General features: G+C 69.4%; 11 protein-coding genes and 1 riboswitch. Of the genes, 8 read left to right on the top strand and 3 right to left on the bottom strand.

Annotated elements, in window-relative coordinates:
* Window positions 1-74 precede the first annotated feature (74 nt).
* Window positions 75-3,179, top strand: a complete 3,105-nt coding sequence (locus LFM09_RS30245; RefSeq protein WP_414099977.1) for a BTAD domain-containing putative transcriptional regulator — start codon at window positions 75-77, stop codon at window positions 3,177-3,179.
* On the opposite strand, the gene LFM09_RS30240 is transcribed toward LFM09_RS30245, so the two are convergent.
* Complete coding sequence (locus LFM09_RS30240; protein ID WP_414099976.1) at window positions 3,165-3,950, bottom strand: SAM-dependent methyltransferase; 786 nt, start codon at window positions 3,948-3,950, stop codon at window positions 3,165-3,167. The genes LFM09_RS30245 and LFM09_RS30240 overlap by 15 nt on opposite strands.
* A 74-nt stretch (window positions 3,951-4,024) precedes the next feature.
* Between LFM09_RS30240 and LFM09_RS30235 the strand changes: the two genes are divergently transcribed.
* The 4 genes from LFM09_RS30235 to LFM09_RS30220 all read left to right on the top strand — a co-directional run bounded on the left by LFM09_RS30235 (window position 4,025) and on the right by LFM09_RS30220 (window position 11,528).
* A complete protein-coding gene (locus LFM09_RS30235; RefSeq protein ID WP_414099975.1) occupies window positions 4,025-7,129 on the top strand; it encodes a BTAD domain-containing putative transcriptional regulator in 3,105 nt (1,034 codons plus the stop codon).
* Complete coding sequence (locus LFM09_RS30230; RefSeq protein ID WP_414099974.1) at window positions 7,126-9,825, top strand: BTAD domain-containing putative transcriptional regulator; 2,700 nt, start codon at window positions 7,126-7,128, stop codon at window positions 9,823-9,825. The genes LFM09_RS30235 and LFM09_RS30230 overlap by 4 nt, the downstream gene beginning before the upstream one ends.
* Before the next feature lie 56 nt (window positions 9,826-9,881).
* Window positions 9,882-10,037 carry a DUF6131 family protein gene (locus LFM09_RS30225; RefSeq protein WP_086662791.1) on the top strand — a complete coding sequence of 52 codons (156 nt, stop codon included), beginning with the start codon at window positions 9,882-9,884 and terminating at the stop codon, window positions 10,035-10,037.
* A 276-nt stretch (window positions 10,038-10,313) separates the two neighbouring features.
* Window positions 10,314-11,528, top strand: coding sequence for a mannosyltransferase (locus LFM09_RS30220; RefSeq protein WP_414099973.1), 1,215 nt, complete (start codon window positions 10,314-10,316; stop codon window positions 11,526-11,528).
* Here LFM09_RS30220 and LFM09_RS30215 read toward each other — a convergent pair.
* Window positions 11,445-12,428: a glycoside hydrolase family 88 protein gene (locus tag LFM09_RS30215; protein ID WP_414099972.1), complete on the bottom strand. Its 984-nt coding sequence runs from the start codon at window positions 12,426-12,428 to the stop codon at window positions 11,445-11,447. The two genes, LFM09_RS30220 and LFM09_RS30215, sit on opposite strands and share 84 nt — an antisense overlap.
* 59 nt (window positions 12,429-12,487) lie before the next feature.
* The gene (locus LFM09_RS30210; RefSeq protein WP_414099971.1) at window positions 12,488-12,781 is read right to left on the bottom strand and encodes a 4a-hydroxytetrahydrobiopterin dehydratase; all 294 of its coding nucleotides are present in this window, start codon (window positions 12,779-12,781) and stop codon (window positions 12,488-12,490) included.
* 32 nt (window positions 12,782-12,813) lie between these two features.
* Window positions 12,814-12,928: riboswitch (TPP riboswitch) on the top strand.
* On the opposite strand from LFM09_RS30210, the gene LFM09_RS30205 reads away from it, so the two are divergent.
* From LFM09_RS30205 to LFM09_RS30195, 3 genes are all read left to right on the top strand, one after another.
* Window positions 12,916-13,929 (top strand): thiamine ABC transporter substrate binding subunit, encoded by a 1,014-nt coding sequence (locus LFM09_RS30205; protein ID WP_414099970.1) that lies wholly within the window; start codon window positions 12,916-12,918, stop codon window positions 13,927-13,929. It overlaps the preceding riboswitch by 13 nt.
* Window positions 13,905-15,524, top strand: a complete 1,620-nt coding sequence (locus tag LFM09_RS30200; RefSeq protein WP_414099983.1) for an ABC transporter permease — start codon at window positions 13,905-13,907, stop codon at window positions 15,522-15,524. Before LFM09_RS30205 ends, LFM09_RS30200 begins: the two co-directional genes overlap by 25 nt.
* Window positions 15,524-16,474: an ABC transporter ATP-binding protein gene (locus LFM09_RS30195; RefSeq protein ID WP_414099969.1), complete on the top strand. Its 951-nt coding sequence runs from the start codon at window positions 15,524-15,526 to the stop codon at window positions 16,472-16,474. Before LFM09_RS30200 ends, LFM09_RS30195 begins: the two co-directional genes overlap by 1 nt.
* The last annotated feature ends 11 nt before the right edge of the window (window positions 16,475-16,485 follow it).

The raw sequence follows: 16,485 nt of genomic DNA, 5'->3' as shown, positions 1-16,485 counted from the left end.
ACGTGATGGTCGACGGCGACGTGGTGGAGTTCCGCTTCAACGTCTAGGTCGGACCGACGCAATAAGCTGGGCCGGTGACCGTTGAGTACCGCATCCTCGGACCTCTCGAAGTGCTGCTCGACGGTCGTCCGGTCGCCCTGCCCGCCGGTCGCGGCAGGGTGCTGCTAGCGACGTTGTTGTTGCGCCCCAACCGTTTCGTGTCGGTGCACGAACTGGTCGAGAGGGTCTGGGACGGCGCACCGCCCGATCTGGACCGCGCGCACAAGACGTTGCACATGACGGTGACGCGGCTGCGGCAGGCGTTGGGCGCGGCGAACTGCGTGCGGACGGAGACCGGTGGCTATCTCGCCGACGTCCTGCCGGAGCAGCTGGACCTGACGAGGTTCCGTGCGTTGACCGCGGCCGGAGACCACCACGCGGCACTCCGGTTGTGGCGTGGCCCGGTGCTCGTCGACGTCGTGTCGGAGACGTTGCACCGTGACGACGTGCCGCTGCTCGTGGAGGAGCGGCTCGTCGCGCTGGAGAAGCGGATCGACGCCGATCTCGCCGGTGGCAAGGCGCGGGAGCTCGTGCCGGAGTTGCAGGAGCTGACGCGCGATCACCCGTTGCGCGACACGTTCTGGCGGCAGTTGATGCTCGCGCTGTACCGGTCGGGGCAGCAGGCGGGTGCTCTGCAGGCATATCGGCAGGTCAGCGACATGCTCGCGGACGAGCTCGGGATTGATCCGGCGCCTGCGCTCGCGGACCTGCACGAGCAGATCCTGCGCGGCACAGTCGCCTCACTAGACCAACGGCCGTCGGGGCCGCGTCAGCTGCCGCCCGCGCTCGCCACTTTCGCGGGGCGCGACGCCGAGCTGCGCCAGCTCGACAGCAGCACGTCGCGGCTGCTCGTGATCACGGGGTCCGGGGGCGTGGGCAAGACCTCGCTCGCGGTGAACTGGGGGCACCGGACGGCGTCGCGTTTTCCCGACGGGCAGGTCTTCGTGAACCTGCGCGGGCAGGATCCGGCGCAGAAGATGTCACCGCAGGTCGCGCTGGCGTTGGTGCTCAAGGGGCTCGGGGTCGCCGCCGCGCCGGTCGACCTGGACGAGCAGGTGGCGCTGTACCGGTCGCTGGTGGCGGATCGGACGATTCTGCTGGTTCTCGACAACGTTGCCGGGCCGGAGCAGGTGCGGCCGTTGCTGCCCGCGTCGAGCACTTCGCTCACGTTGGTGACCAGCCGCAACGAGCTGCAGGGGCTCGCGTTGCACGACGCGGAGTTCCTGCGGTTGTCGACGTTGGACGACGACGCGGGTGTGCGGCTGCTCGAACAGGTGCTGGGCGAACGCCGGGTCAGGGCTGAGGTCGCGAAAGCGCACGCGCTGGTGCGGCTTTGTGCGGGGTTGCCGTTGGCGTTGCGGATCGCTGCGGCCGAGCTGAGCGTCAACCAGGACCGGACCATCGCGCAACGGGTCGCGCAGCTGCAGGACGATCGGCTCGGCGGGCTTGCCGTGCCGGGGGATCCTGCCGCGGCGGTCGGGGTGGTGTTCGACGAGAGCTACTCGTCGTTGCCCGCTGAGGCGCGGACGGTGTTCCGGCGGCTCGGGTTGTTGCCCGGCGCGGACTTCACCGCCGACGACGCCGCGGTCATCGCGGGGCTGCCCAAGGCCGACGGGGTGCTCAACCTGCTGGTGGGCACGCATCTCGTGGAACGCCGCCCGGACGACAGGTTCGCGTTGCACGACCTGCTTCGGGTGTACGCGCGCGAACGGTGTGAGAAAGACGAGGCCGATGCGGCGATCCAACGGCTGTACGACTTCTACCGCCGGATGATCGACGACGCGGGCGAGCTCTGCTTCCCCGACCGGTACCGCTTCCCGCTCGAGACCACGTCGACACAGCTGCCGCACGTCGTGCTGCGGACGGCGGAGGACGCGTTCGCGTGGCTGCGCACCGAGCACGTCAACCTGCTGGCGACGGTCCAGATGGCCGCTGATCGCGGTGATCACTGGCCGGCCAGCCAGATCGGTGCCGTGCTGAACGACTACCACTACTACGAGGTCCGCAACGCCACGCAGTGGGCGGCTCTGATCGGGATTCTCGAACGCGTGGCCGACGAGTGCGGCGACGACCTCGTGGTGGCCATGGCCCGTCAGGACGCCTACGTCTACCACTTCGTCCAGGGCGACTACGTGAAGGCGAGGCAGCGCGCGCAGGAAGCGGCCGAACTGGGTGGCCTGGACATCCGGGCAGGTGCGTTCAACGCGCTGGCCATCTTCGCCCAGATCGCCGGTGATCTCGGGGAAGCGGTGGACCTGTACGAGGCCGCGCTCGCCGCCTTCACCGAGGCCGGCTCACCGGAAGGCCGGGGACGCGTCCTGATGAACCTCGTGGGCGCGCGGTTCCAGCAGGGGAACCTGATCGAGGCCGAGCGCGACCAGCAGGAGGTGTTCGCCGTCGTCACCTCGCCGACCGTGCTCAACTCAGCCCGCCAGAACGCCGCCGTCATCAGCCTGGAGCTCGGCAAACTCGCGGACGTCGTCACACACGTCGACCTGTACCGGCAGACCCAGCAGAAGATGGGCACCGGCAGCAACGACCCGATGATCATCAACATCCTGGCCAGGGCCGAGGTCGCGCTGGGCAGGCTCGACGAGGCGTTCGACCTGGTGCTCGGCATGTTCGAGGAGATGCGGTCCAAGATCGGTGTCGAGGAGGAAGCGGCCTGCTGGATCGCGTTGGCGGAGGTGCTCGACGCGCGCGGCGAACACGCTGACGCGCTGGACGCGGGCCTGGTGCTGGTGCGGCTCTCCGAAGGCGACGGGATGGTGACCGACCGCGCCCAGGGGCACCTCCACGTCGCCAGGGCCGCGCGCCATCTCGGCGATCACGACACCGCGGCGCAGCACCTGGCCGAGATGCGCGACCTCGCGGAGGCGTACCCGATCGGCATCGGTGAGGAGCAACGCGAACGCGCCCTGCTCCACCTCGCCCTCGGAGAGGTCGACGACGCGCTGCGGTGCGCGGAGGAGGCCGTTGCCACCCACCGGCGCTTCCACCAGCGGTATCACGAGGCGAAGTCGCTCGCCGTGCTGGCCGAGGTGCGCAAGGCCGCCGGCGACGCCGAAGGGGCGCGGGCGGCGGAAGCGCTCGCCGCCGCGGCGTTCACCGAATGCGGGGCACCGCTAGGGCAGCGTTGAGGTGCAGAGCGCAGTTGCGTTAGCTGCGGCCGGGTCCATGAAGTCGGGCAACGGCCGTCCATAACCAACGGCCAGAGCGGGCACATGATCCGTTGCAACGCTCCAGCCGTGCGCAGTGAGCCAGCCAGCCGGGTCGTCAACGGTCGCCACCAGATCCGTGCCCATGCTCCGGATCCGCTCCAGCGTGTCGACCACCGACGCACGGTCGTCGGCCGAGGCGTCCATGTGGTCGAACGCGAACCGGCTGCCGGGCGCGGACTGCGCGTGAACGGTGTCGAGCAGCCGCTTCTTGTCCTCCTCGCTCAGGTACTGGAGCAGACCCTCGGCGATCCACGCGGTCGGCACTGCAGGGTCGAACCCCCGCTCAGCCAGCGCGGCGGCCCAGTCCTCCCGCAGGTCGATCGGCACGACAACGCGCTCACACGCGGGCACCAGCCCCTCGGCGGCGACCAGCTTCTCCTTCAGCTCGAGCAGCTCGGGCAGGTCCAGCTCGAACAACCGCACGTCGCCGCCCCACGGCAGCCGGAACGCGCGGGCGTCCAGACCGGCGGCGAGCACCACGACCTGAGGCACGGACTCCGCCAGGAACTCGTCGTAGAACCGCGTGCGGATGGCCATGAACTCGGCCGCACCAGGCGGCGCGGGCGGGATCGAGTCGGCGGCCGCGACCACCGCGGTCGCCAGCGGGTCGTCGTGCAACCGGTCCGCACGCGCGGCCTCGACCGCCCGCATCGACGCGACCCACAACGCGGTCTTGCTCACTGCCTGCATGCGCCGAAGGCTCGCATTCAACGGGCCTCGGCGTCGACCGCGCGTCTCAGCTCGCACCCCTAGACTTCCAGGCTGTGAGAGCCGAGTACCGGGTGCTGGGACCCCTGGAGGTACTGCTCGACGGCGAACCCGTGGTCGTCCCGGCCGGGCGCGGGCGAGCACTGCTCGCCACGTTGTTGTTGCGCGCCAACCAGTTCGTGTCCGTGGACGAGCTGGTGGAGCGGCTGTGGGAGGGCGAGCCGCCGGATCTGGACCGGGCGCACAAGACGCTGCAGACCGTGGTCATGCGGGTGCGGCAGGCTCTCGGCGAGGCGAACTGCGTGCGCACCGAGCGCGGTGGGTATCTGGCCGAGCTGGTGCCGGAGCAGCTCGATCTCGCCAGGTTCCGCGCGTTGGTCGAGCGGCAGGAGTTCGAGGCCGCGCTGGCGTTGTGGCGCGGGCCGGTGCTGGGTGACGTCGACTCCGAGTCGCTGCACCGGGACGACGTGCCGACGCTGGTGGAAGAGCGGCTCGTCGTGCTGGAGAAGCGGATCGAGGCGGACCTCACGGTCGGGCGGTCGGCCGAGCTGGTCCCGGAGCTGCAGGAGCTCACCCGCAGGCATCCGTTGCGCGACCGCCTCTGGGGTCACCTGATGCTGGCGCTGTACCGGTCCGGGCAGCAGGCCGGTGCGCTCGCGGCGTACCGGCAGGTCAGCGAGCTGCTGGCGGAGGAGCTGGGGATCGACCCGACGCCCGCGCTCAGGGAGCTGCACGAGCAGATCCTGCGCGGGGAGGTCGCGCCGCCGAAGGCCGAGGACACCACTCCGCGGCAGTTGCCGGCAGACCTGGCCACGTTCGTCGGGCGTAGGGGTGACGTCGAACGGCTCGACGCAAGCGACGCGAACGTGCTGGTCATCGCCGGTACCGGCGGGGTGGGCAAGACCTCGCTCGCCGTGCATCACGCGCACCGGATCGCGGATCGGTTCGAAGACGGGCAGATCTTCGTGAACCTGCGCGGGCAGGACCCGCTTCGCGCGATGGCGCCGCAGGAAGCCCTGACGCTCGTCCTCAAAGGACTGGGCGTGGACACCGCTCCGGTCGACCTGGACGAACAGGTGGCGCTCTACCGCTCGTTGGTGGCGGACCGGAAGTTGTTGCTGGTGCTGGACAACGCCGCGAGCGCCGAGCAGGTGCGACCGCTGCTGCCCGCGTCGCCCGGAGCGCTGGCGATCATCACCAGCCGTGGTGACCTGCGCGGGCTGGCTCTGCACGACGCGGATCTGGTGCGGCTGCCGACGCTGAGCGACGAGGGCGGAACGCAACTGCTGGAACGGGTGCTCGGCGAAGATCGGGTGCGGGCCGAGCCGGACGCTGCCGCCGCGCTGGTGCGACTGTGCGGCGGGTTGCCGCTGGCCCTCAGGATCGCCGCCGCGGACCTCCGCGCCCAGGACATGATGACCATCGCGGACAAGGTCGCCCAGCTGGACGACGACCGGCTCGGCGAGCTGGCGGTGCCCGGCGACCCCGCGGCCGCGGTCAGCGTCGTCTTCGACGAGAGCTACGCCTCGTTGCCCGAGCAGGTCCAACTGGTGCTACGACGGCTCGGGGTGTTGCCTGGCGCCGACTTCACCGCCAACGACGCCGCGGTGATCGCCGGCCTGCCCAACGTCCGCCGCCAGCTCAACCACCTCCTCGGCGTTCATCTCGTCGAGCAGCGCGGCAGCCGCTTCGTCCTGCACGACCTGCTGCGGGTGTACACGCGGGAACGGTGCTCCACCCAGGAGACCGACGAGGCCCTCGGGCGGCTGTACGACTTCTACCGGCGCATGACCGACGACGCGGCCGAGCTCTTGTTCCCGGACCAGCGGCGGTTCCCGCTCTCCGCCAGCGCGACGCGGCTGCCCGGCGTGGTGCTGGGGACTGCGGGAGAGGCGTTCGCGTGGATGACCGCCGAGTACCAGAACCTGGTCTCGGCGGTCGTGATCGCCACCGAGCGAGGCGAGTACCGGCCCGCCAACGAGATCGTCGCCGTGCTCAGCGCCTACTGCTACGAGATCCGTGACGACACGAGCTGGTCGGCGTTGTGCGAGATCCGCGACCGCGCCGCCCGCGAGTCCGGCGAGGACCTGCTGATCGCCCACGCGAACCTCTCCCACGCGGTCTACCTGTTCTCCCAGGGGGACTTCGTGCGGACGAAGGAGCTCACCGACGTTGCGCTCGAACTCGGTGTCCAGTCGGGAGACCTGCAGATCCAGGCGGGCGCGCACCGGCTCCTGGGCGGGGTGTGCCGCATGGCGGGTGACCTCCTGGCGGCCCGGCACCACCAGGAACAGTCGCTCGCGATCCACGAGCGGCTGGGGGAGCCGGAGGGTCAGGCGTTGGCCCTGCTCAACATCGCCGCGGCCTCGTACAACATGCCCGACCTCCCGGTCGTGGAGCGCTCGCTGCTCAGGGCGTTGGAGCTCACCGGCTCGCCCGCCGTCCGGGGGCACGTCCACGCTTCGCTGAACGGCACTTACACCGAGCTGGGCAGGCTGCCGGAGGCGATCGCGCACCAGGAGGCGTACGTCGCGCTGCAGGCAGAGCTCGGCAACCCCCGGCCGATCACGATCGGTACCAGCGTCACTGTCCAGGCGAAGCTGGCGCTGCGAGAAGCCGACGAGGCGTTCGACCTCATGATCGACCTTCTCGACGACGTACGGCTGCGGGCCAGCTTCGAGGAGGAATTCGCAGCCTGGCACGCGTTGGCTGACCTGTTCAACGACTGCGACGCGCACGAGGACGCGCTGGCGGCCGCGCACCTGCAGCTCAAGATCGCTGACCGCGGCACGATGAGCGGCCATTGGATCGATGCCCACTGGTCGGCCGCGCGGGCGTGCCGCAAGTTGGGCGACTACGAGTCAGCGGCACACCACCTGAGAGAAGTGCGCGAGCACCTCCGCAGTGACCACCTCCTGATGTCGGGAGTCGAGATCAGGGAACGCGCGCTGCTGCACCTCGCGTTGGGCGAGACCGACGAAGCGCTGCGGTGTGCGGAGGAGGCCGTTGCCACTCATGCCCGGTACCACCAGCGCTACCTGGAAGGGCAGTCCCTCCAGGCTCTCGCGGAGGTGCGCCGCGCAACGGGTGACGTCGAAGGTGCGGTCGCGGCCGAAGCGCTCGCCACGGAGGCCTTCCGGGACTGCGGGGTGCCGGTGTGATCGTCGAATACCGGGTGCTCGGGCCGCTGGAGGTGCTGCTCGACGGCGAGCCGGTCGCCGTGCCGGCAGGGCGCGTCCGCATCTTGCTCGCCACGCTGCTGTTGCGCGCCAACGAGTTCGTGCCCGTCGACGAGCTGGTCGAACGGGTCTGGGACGGCGAACCGCCGGTGGCCGACCGGGGCCGCAAGACGTTGCACATGGTCGTCACCAGGCTGCGGCAGTCGCTGGGCGACGCCAACTGCGTGCGGACGTCGTCGCGCGGCTACACCGCCGAGGTCGCACCCGAACAGCTCGACCTCACCCGCTTCCGGCAGCTCGAAGAACAGGGTGAACACCGCGCCGCGCTGGAGCTGTGGCGGGGGCCGGTGCTCGCCAACGTCGCCTCGGAGTTGTTGCACCGCGACGACGTGCCGCGGCTGGAGGCGGAGCGGGTGGTCGCGCTGGAGCGCCGCATCGACCAGGACCTGGCGCGGGACACCGACGTGCTGGTGCCCGAGCTGCGGTCGCTGGTGGCGAGGTATCCGCTGCGCGAGACGTTCTGGGCGCAGCTGATGCTCGCGCTGCACCGGTCGAACCAGCAGGCCGAGGCTCTCGCGGTGTACCAGGAGATCCGCGACCACCTCGCGGACGAGCTCGGGGTCGATCCCGGTCCGCGGCTGCGGGAGGCCCACGAGCAGGTGCTCAGCGGTGAGGTGCCGGTGGCGCAGGTTCCGCGCCAGCTGCCGGCCGGTGTGCCGCACTTCGTCGGCCGTGAGGAGGAACTGGCGCGACTCACCGACATGCTGGCGGCACGGCCCGGCGAGCCGGTGCTGATCTCCGCGATCAACGGCATCGGCGGCGTCGGCAAGACCGCGCTCGCGCTCCGGTGGGCGCACCGGGTCGCCGACCGCTTCCCGGACGGCCAGCTGCACGTCGACCTGCGCGGCTTCGACCCGCGGGGTGAGCCGCTCGACCCGCTCACGGTGATCCGCGACTTCCTGCTGGCTCTCGACGTCAGGGACGTCCCGTCGTCGGAGGACGCGCTGATCGCGGCGTACCGATCGGCGTTGGCGCAGCGCCGTGTGTTGTTGGTGCTCGACAACGCCCGTGACGCCGAACAGGTCCGTCCGCTGCTACCCGGCGGTGCGGGCAACCTCGTCCTCATCACCAGCCGCAACAGGCTTCGCGGGCTGATCGCGAGAGAAGGCGCCCAGCCCGTCGCGTTGGACGTGCTGGACGAGCAGTCCGCCGTCGACCTGCTGACCGAACGGGTCGGCGCGGCGCGGATCGCCGCCCGGCCAGAGGCGGTATCCCGGCTGGTCAGGCAGTGTGCGGGCTTGCCGCTGGCGCTCGGAATCGTGGCCGCCCGCGCGGCCTGCGGCGACTCGCTCACGGCACTCGCGGACGAGCTCGACCAGGAACGGCTCGACGCCCTCGACCTCGACGACGCGACCGGTGTCCGTGCGGTCTTCTCGTGGTCGTTGAAGTCGGTCAGCGAGGCTGCGGCCAGGGTGTTCGTGCTGCTCGGCCTCCACCCCGGCCCGCACGTGGGCGTCGACGCGGTGGCGAGCCTTTCCGAACTGACGCCGGCCGCGGCCAGGCGCGTGCTCGGCGAGCTCGTCTCGGCCTCGCTCCTCGGTCCGGCGCCCGTGCCGGGCAGGTTCGTGTTGCACGACCTCCTGCGGGACTACGCGGCGGAACGCGTCGCCGCGCTGTCGGCAGGCGAGCGGACCGAAGCGTTGCACCGCATGTTCGGCCACTACCTGCACACCGCGCTCGACGCGAACCGGCGGATCGAGGTCCGGGTCACCTGGACACCGCTGGCCGCGCCGCCGTCGTCGGTGGTGATCACGCCGATCGAGGACGAGCAGTCGGCGAGCGAGTGGTTCGACGTCGAGCAGAACGTGCTGCTCGGTGTGTTGAAGCAGATGGTCGCCGCGGGGATGGACGACCTCGTCTGGCGGTTGGGCTACACGCTGCACCTGCCGTTGCTGCGCAAGGGCGACATGGCCGGAGCCGAGATGGCCGACCAACTGGCCCTCGCGGCGGCGCAGCGGCGCGACGACGTCTTCGGGCAGGCGCGGCTGCACCGGGCACTCGGCGGCGTCTACATCGCGAAGCACGCTCTGTCCGATGCGGACTTCCACCTCAGCTCGGCCCTGCGTTGTGAAACGGAGCAGTCCGACTACAACGGACAGGCGAACGTGTCGCGCGGCCTGGCCTTCGTCTACCGGCTGCAGGGCCGCTACGGCGACGCACTGGAGATCCTCGGCGGGGTGTTCCCGATGGCGGAGCGCCTGAGCAAGCACGAGCGGGCCTGCTACTACGCCGCTTACGGCAGGGCGCATCACGAGGTGGGGCAGGACGAACGCGCGATCGAACTGTGCCTGCAGGCCGACGAGTGGCTGCTCGAGCTCGGCAGGACCGCGCCCGCCATGGCCGACGCGATGAACTTCGAGACCCTCGGCGACATCTACCTCAAGCTCGGCAGGTACGCGGAGTCAGCGCACAACTACCGCGAGTCCGTCGTGCTGATGCGGGAGATGAGGGAGACCTTCTACCTGGCCGACGGACTGGTGCTGCTGGCGAAGGCCCTCATCGCCGCCGGCGAGCACGCACCTGCCCGGGAACACCTCGGCGAGGCGCTCTCCATCTACGAGGAGCTCGGCCACGACCAGGCCCGCGAGGTGCGGAAACTGCTGGGTTCACTCGAATAGGTTTGTACCGACCTCTGTGGGGTAGCCAAGAGAAGGATTCCCCACCTGGAGGTGTCATGATCGTTCTCGGTCTGATCCTGCTTGTCGTCGGATGGCTGGCTGGCATCAGCATTCTGACGACCATCGGAGTGGTGCTTCTGGTGATCGGTGCCATCCTCGCCGTCCTCGGCGCAGTGGGCAAGCCGGTCGGCGGTCGTGCGCACTACTTCTAAAGCGCCGCACAAGCACCAGTTCTTCTCGGAAGAATGAAGGGGGAGCCTCCACAGTGGAGGCTCCCCCTTCAGCTTGTCCGACAACGGTTCTAGACGTTGCCCTTGGTGCGAGCGGCAACGGCGAACACTCCGAACGCGACCCCCAGCATGGCCAGAGCGGCGACAGCGGCAACTACAAGATCAACAGACATGACTGAAAAAACTCCCTCTTGCGATCTCTCCCGTCCTTATGACGCCGGGGTACCCGCGAACGTTGCGTCGGGTAACGTTTTCGGGGTGAAACTCCGTGCTGTGGAAGCGCGTGTGCTCTCCGTAGCACCGTGGTTGCTCGCGTTGTCGGTGGTCGGGCACCTGCTCCTGGTCCAGTTCCAGGTCAAGATGACCATGATCGACTTGTTGGTTTACCGCAACGGATCGCCGCACCTGTGGAAGGGCGACCTCTACGAGTGGCGGCTCGAGCAGTACGCGGACGTGTTCCCGCTGCCGTTCACGTACCCGCCGTTCGCTGCGGCGATCTTCACGCCGATGAGCTGGGTGCCGTGGGAGGCGTCGCGGTGGATCTGGCAGATCATCTGCCTCGGCTGCCTGTACTACATCGTGCGCACGAGCCTGAAGCTGCTGAAGCTCGACGACCCGCGCCGCGTGATGCTGTGGACGGCGCTCACGCTGTGGATCGAGCCGGTGCGCACCACGCTCAACTACGGCCAGATCAACCTGGTGCTGGTGGCGATCCTGATCGGCACGCTCGCGAGCGCGCGGAACTGGGTCGGCGGCGCCGGTGTGGGTTTCACGGCGGGCATCAAGCTGACGCCCGCGATCTCCGGGCTGTTCTTCCTCGTCCAACGCCGGTGGATGGCCGCCGTCTGGTCGTTCGTCGCCTTCGCGGCGGTCTACGGCATCGGCTGGGCGCTCTCGCCGGCGCAGTCGGACAAGTTCTGGTTCCAGCTGCTCGGTGACGCGAGCCGGGTCGGGCCGGTCGGCAGCGCGATCAACCAGTCGATGCGCGGGGCACTGAGCCGCACGGTCGGGTACGACGTGAAGACCGGCGTGCTCTACGTCCTCGGCGTGCTCGTCGCGGCCGCGCTGACGTGGTTCGCGGTCAGCAAGACCAAGGACGTGCTGGCGCTGATCATCAGCGTGCAGATGCTGGGCCTGCTGGTCTCGCCGATCTCGTGGAGCCACCACTGGGTGTGGATGGTGCCCGCCCTCCTGTGGATGATCTACGAGGGCGAGCACCTCCTGTGCAAGATCACCGCCGGCCTCTGGGTGCTGGCGACCGGCGGCTACCTGGTGTCGTTCCTGCTGAACGCCCAGCCGAACATCTGGGACTTCCCCCGCCCCTGGTACTACGCGCTGCTCGGCTGGGGTTATCCGCTGGCAGGGATGCTGACTTTGGTCGCGATCGGGCTAGCAACCAGGCGTAAGCGGGACGAGCTGCTGCCCAGCGAGAAGGAAGCTCCCGACAGCGAACCCAGCGCTGTCGCCGGCTGAGGCCGGCTTCCAGGAGTTGCGGGCCGCCGTCCAGCCGAGCAGGCCGTCGGCGTCCAGCGCGGTCTGCAGCGCCTGCCAGCCCTTCTGCACGTGGGACAGGTAGGTGTCGCGGTCCAGCACGCCAGCGTTGATGCCCGCCGCGAACGCGTAGGTGATCATCGCGGTGGCCGCCGAGTCCTTGCCCGTGGCGCCCCAGAAGCCGTCGTGGCGCTGCAGGTGCTTCAACGTCTGCGCGGACTTGCGCAGCGTCTTGGCGTAGTCGGCGCGGTAGGGGTTGTCCTTCGGCAGCATCAGCATCGCCTTGGCCAGCCCCTGCACGGCCCAGGCGTTGGTCTGCACGTTCAGGCTCCACAGGCCGGTGGCCTCGTTGAACGTGCGCTTCTTCAGGCTGCGGTAGGACCGGTACGAGTAGTCGAGCAGGTCCTGGTCGAGGTCGCGCACGGCGACCTCGGTGAACGACGGCAGCGACATGGTCAGCGCGTCCGGCGACTTCCAGTAGTCCGTTCGGCCGCTCTTCGCCTGGGCCCGCAGGTTGTCCCGCAACGGCTGGAGCACCTCGGGCTCCGGGTGGAAGAACGACACGGCCAGGTAGGCCTCACCGCTCGACTGGGGGTCCGGGGCGTACGGGTTCGCCGGGTCGAGCGGCAGCAGGAAGTTGTTCGCCTTCACCCACGGCCACGTCTTGTGGTTGCTGATGCCGGTGGTCCGCACCTGAGCGATGTTGCCGACGTGGAAGTTCGCGTTGGACCAGCTGTTCGCCTTGAGGTCGGTGCCCTTGGTGACCCACGCCGCGCTGGCCTTGATCATCGTGTCCGTCACGGCACACGGCACGGCCTGAGCGGCCGCCGGTGCGATCAGGAGACTGCCAGCCAGCGCGACGACGAAAATCGGTGTGCGCAACCGCATGAGGGTGTTCCCTCTCATTTCCGCGGGCGGCGGCAGCGCATATCTTGACCGAATCAGGCCAAGGCGTCCAGGACTCCGTCGATTTCCTCGGCGAGAGATACGTCGAGCGCGGTGATTCCTCCCTTGGAGTGGGTGCTCAGGCGGAATGTCAGGGTCTTGTAGCGGATGTCGATGTCCGGGTGGTGGTTGTCGTTCTCGGCGATCTCCGCGACCCGGTTCACCACCATGATCGCCTGCGGGAAGGTCGCCAGCTCCACCGTCCGGACCAGCGCCGCGTCCTGGGCGGTCCAGTCGGGCAGTTTGGGCAGCACGTCGTTCAACTGATCGTCGCTCAACAGCTCGGCCATGTCCTGATCGTCCCACCACGTCACGTAAGCTGCGCGTTTGCCACGGGAGTCCGGTGAAGCGCCGGGCTGAGAGGAGGGCTCGCAAGCCCTCGACCGTCCACCTGATCCGGGTCATACCGGCGTAGGGAGATGTGATGAGAAGGATTTGGGCTGTTCTCGCTGCCGTCGCCTTGTTCGGTTCGGCACTGACCGGTTGTTCGGCCGGTACCTCGACCGCGCCGCAGACGCACGAGGTCACTTTGGTGACGCACGACTCGTTCGTCGTGAAAGAAGGCCTGCTGGACGAGTTCCAGAAGGCCACCGGCATCACCGTGAAGCAGATCGCGAGCGGTGACGCCGGCGAGCTCACGAACAAGCTGGTGCTCACGAAGGCGAACCCGATCGGTGACGTCGCGTTCGGCGTCGACTCGACGTTCGCCTCGCGGGCGCTGGCCGAGGGCGTGTTCGCCGAGTACGCCTCGCCGGAGGCCTCGAAGGGCGCTCAGCGGTACAAGGTCGACGATTCGAACCGCCTGCAGGCCGTCGACGTCGGTGACGTGTGCCTGAACATCGACCCGGCCAAGCTCGGCGGCGTCGAGCCGACCTCGTACGAGGACCTGGCCGACCCGAAGTTCAAGGACAAGCTGGTCGTGGAGAATCCGGCCACGTCCTCGCCCGGCCTCGCGTTCCTGCTCGGCACGATCGCGAAGTTCGGCGAGAACGGCTGGCAGGACTACTGGACCAAGCTCAAGGCCAACGGCGTCAAGGTCGTGAGCGGCTGGGAAGAGGCCTACAACCAGGAGTTCTCCGCCACCGGTGGCACGCGGCCGATCGTCGTCTCGTACGCGTCGTCGCCGTCTGCCGAGGGCGGGAAGACCAAGGCCGTGCTGGGCACCTGCTACCGGCAGGTCGAGTACGCGGGCGTGCTGACCGGGGCGAAGAACTCCGCGGACGCGCAGAAGGTGCTGGACTTCCTGCTGGGCGAGAAGTTCCAGGCCCAGGTGGCCGAGCAGATGTACGTCTACCCGTCACGTGAGGGCGTCGCGCTGCCCGAGTCGTGGGCCAAGGACGCGCCGTTGCCGACGAACCCGCAGTCGCTGCCCGCGGACAAGGTCAAGGACAACCGCGAGGCGTGGGTCGAGCAGTGGCGCAAGCTCGTGCAGGGCTGAGCTCGACGCTGAGCTCGCGTTTTGGCTGGTCAGCGGCGGCGTTGTTGCCGCTGGCCTTCCTGGCGCTGTTCTTCGCCTGGCCGGTGCTCGCGATCATCACTCTGGGCCTGGGCGAAGGCGGTGTGCTGAAGGCGCTGTTCTCGGGCGAGACCTGGGAGCTCGTCGGCTTCACCCTCGGTCAGGCCGCCGCCTCGACACTGGTGGCGGTGCTCGCCGGGATGCCGGTGGCGTTCGTGCTGGCGCGGTGCAAGATCCGCGGCCTCGGGTTCGTGCGGGCGGCCGTGATGGTGCCGTTCGTGCTGCCGACCGTGGTGGTGGGTCTGGCGTTCCGGACGTTCTGGCCGGATGGCGGCGTCCTGCCGATCGTGCTGGCGAACGCGTTCTTCAACGTCGCTGTGGTCGCGCGGACCGTCGGCGGGCTGTGGGCGCACACGGACCGGCGGGCCGAGGACGCGGCACGGGCCCTCGGGGCGTCGAGGCCGCGGGCGTTCCTGTCGGTCGTGCTGCCGGCGTTGGCGCCGGCGATCGGGTCTGCGGCCGCGGTCGTGTTCTTGTTCTGCGCCACCAGTTTCGGTGTGGTGCTGGTCCTCGGTGGATCGCGGTACCGGACGCTGGAGACCGAGATCTACCTCCGGACGGTCGAGCTCTTCGACCTGTCCGGCGCGGCGGCGTTGTCGTTGCTGCAGTTCGCCGCGGTGCTGGCCGTGCTGGTGCTGGGCGCGTTGGCCAGGCGGCGCCGCGAGACCGCGTTGTCGTTGCGCGGCAGGGAAGAGCTGGCTCGGCGACCGTCCGGTGGCGAGTGGTACGTCGTCTTCGCCGCTGCGGCGGTCGTGGTGGCGTTGTTGACGCCGGTCGTCGGGCTGATCACGAAGTCGCTGTCCACTCGGGACGGTTGGAGCTTCGCCGGATATGCCGCGCTGGCGACCCGAGGTGATCGCGGGACGTTGGCGGTGACCGGCATCGACGCGGCGGTGAACTCGCTGCGGACGGCCTTCGACGCGACGCTCGTGGCGTTGCTGGTCGGGGTGTTCTCGGCTGTGGTGCTGGTCGGGTTGCGGCGGTCCGGCGGACGGATCGCCGAGGTGCTCGACACGGCGTTGATGTTGCCGCTGGGTGTTTCCGCGGTGACGGTCGGCTTCGGGTACCTGGTCACGATGGACGCGCTGCCCGGCGACTTTCGGACGTCGCCGTTGCTCGTGCCGTTGGCGCAGGCGCTGGTCGTGACGCCGTTGATCGTGCGGATGGTGCTGCCGGTGTTGCGGGCGGTCGACGAACGGCTGCGGCAAGCGGCCGCGACGTTGGGAGCCTCGCCGCTGCGGGTGTGGCGTGAGGTGGATCTGCCGCTGGTCGGGCGTTCGCTGGTGGCGGCGGCCGGGTTCGGGTACGTGGTGGCGCTGGGGGAGTTCGGGGCGACGAGCTTCCTGGCGCGGCCGGACGCACCGACGTTGCCGGTGGTGATCGCGCGGCTGATGTCGCGGCCGGGGGAGTTGAACAGCCAGATGGCCTATGCGTCCTGTGCGCTGCTGATGGTCGTCACGGTCGGGTGCGTGCTGCTGATCGAGCGGCTGCGCGTGCCGAGCAGCGGGGAGTTCTGATGGCGCTGGCACTTGACTCGATCACCGTCCGTTATGGACAGACGGCGGCGGTGTCCGACGTGTCCCTGGAGGTGGCGGACGGCGAGGTCGTCGCGCTGCTCGGGCCGTCGGGATGCGGCAAGTCGACGTTGCTGCGCACGATCGCCGGGCTGGAGAAGCCTTCTTCCGGTGTGGTGCGGTGGGATTCGGACGATCTGGCCGGCGTGCCCGTGCACCGGCGCGAGTTCGGGCTGGTCTTCCAGGACGGGCAGCTGTTCCCGCACCGGTCGGTCGCCGGGAACGTGGCGTTCGGGCTGCGGATGCAGAAGGTCGAGCGCGAGTCGCGGGACAAGCGGGTGTTGTCCCTGCTGGAGCTGGTCGGGCTCGAAGGCTATGCGGATCGGCGCGTGACGCAGCTGTCCGGTGGTGAGCAGCAGCGGGTGGCGTTGGCCAGGGCGTTGGCGCCGTCGCCGCGGTTGTTGTTGCTGGACGAGCCGTTGTCGGCGCTGGACCGGGCGTTGCGGGAGCAGCTCGCGGTCGACCTGGCGCGGTTGTTGCGGGAGGCCGCCACGACGGCGCTGGTCGTGACGCACGACCACGACGAGGCGTTCACGCTGGCCGATCGGGTGGCGATCATGTCGCGCGGCCGGATCGTGCAGGTCGGTCCGCCGGCCGAGGTGTGGTCGTCGCCGGTGGATGTGGAGACGGCGAAGTTCCTGGGGTGCAACAAGTTCGTGCCCGGCTCGTTCGTCGGGGTGGACGCGGAACGGGTCGGGTTGCGGGCGACGGCGTTGCGGGTGGATCCGTCGGGGCCGCTGGAGGGCACGGTGCTGGAACGGGTGCACCGGCGGGATCACGTGCGGTTGCTCGTGGAGATCGACGGCGACGAGTACGAGGCTGTCGGGCCGGTGTCCGTCGGGGACCGGGTGCGGCTCGCAATTGACTTGGACGGCGTCGCACGGGTCGGGTAGGCATGTCCGCC

The sequence above is a fragment of the Lentzea alba genome (assembly GCF_047445655.1).
In the GTDB taxonomy this organism is placed as follows: Bacteria; Actinomycetota; Actinomycetes; order Mycobacteriales; family Pseudonocardiaceae; genus Lentzea; species Lentzea alba_A.
Note: the sequence above shows the minus strand (reverse complement) of the source record. Positions and strands in the feature narration are given on the sequence as shown.

Bases quoted from the DNA above. Each gene is read 5' to 3' on its own strand.
- LFM09_RS30240 (WP_414099976.1), bottom strand. From the start codon at position 3,950: ATGCAGGCAGTGAGCAAGACCGCGTTGTGGGTCGCGTCGATGCGGGCG.
- LFM09_RS30205 (WP_414099970.1), top strand. From the start codon at position 12,916: ATGAGAAGGATTTGGGCTGTTCTCGCTGCCGTCGCCTTGTTCGGTTCG.
- LFM09_RS30195 (WP_414099969.1), top strand. From the start codon at position 15,524: ATGGCGCTGGCACTTGACTCGATCACCGTCCGTTATGGACAGACGGCG.
- LFM09_RS30210 (WP_414099971.1), bottom strand. From the start codon at position 12,781: ATGGCCGAGCTGTTGAGCGACGATCAGTTGAACGACGTGCTGCCCAAA.
- LFM09_RS30225 (WP_086662791.1), top strand. From the start codon at position 9,882: ATGATCGTTCTCGGTCTGATCCTGCTTGTCGTCGGATGGCTGGCTGGC.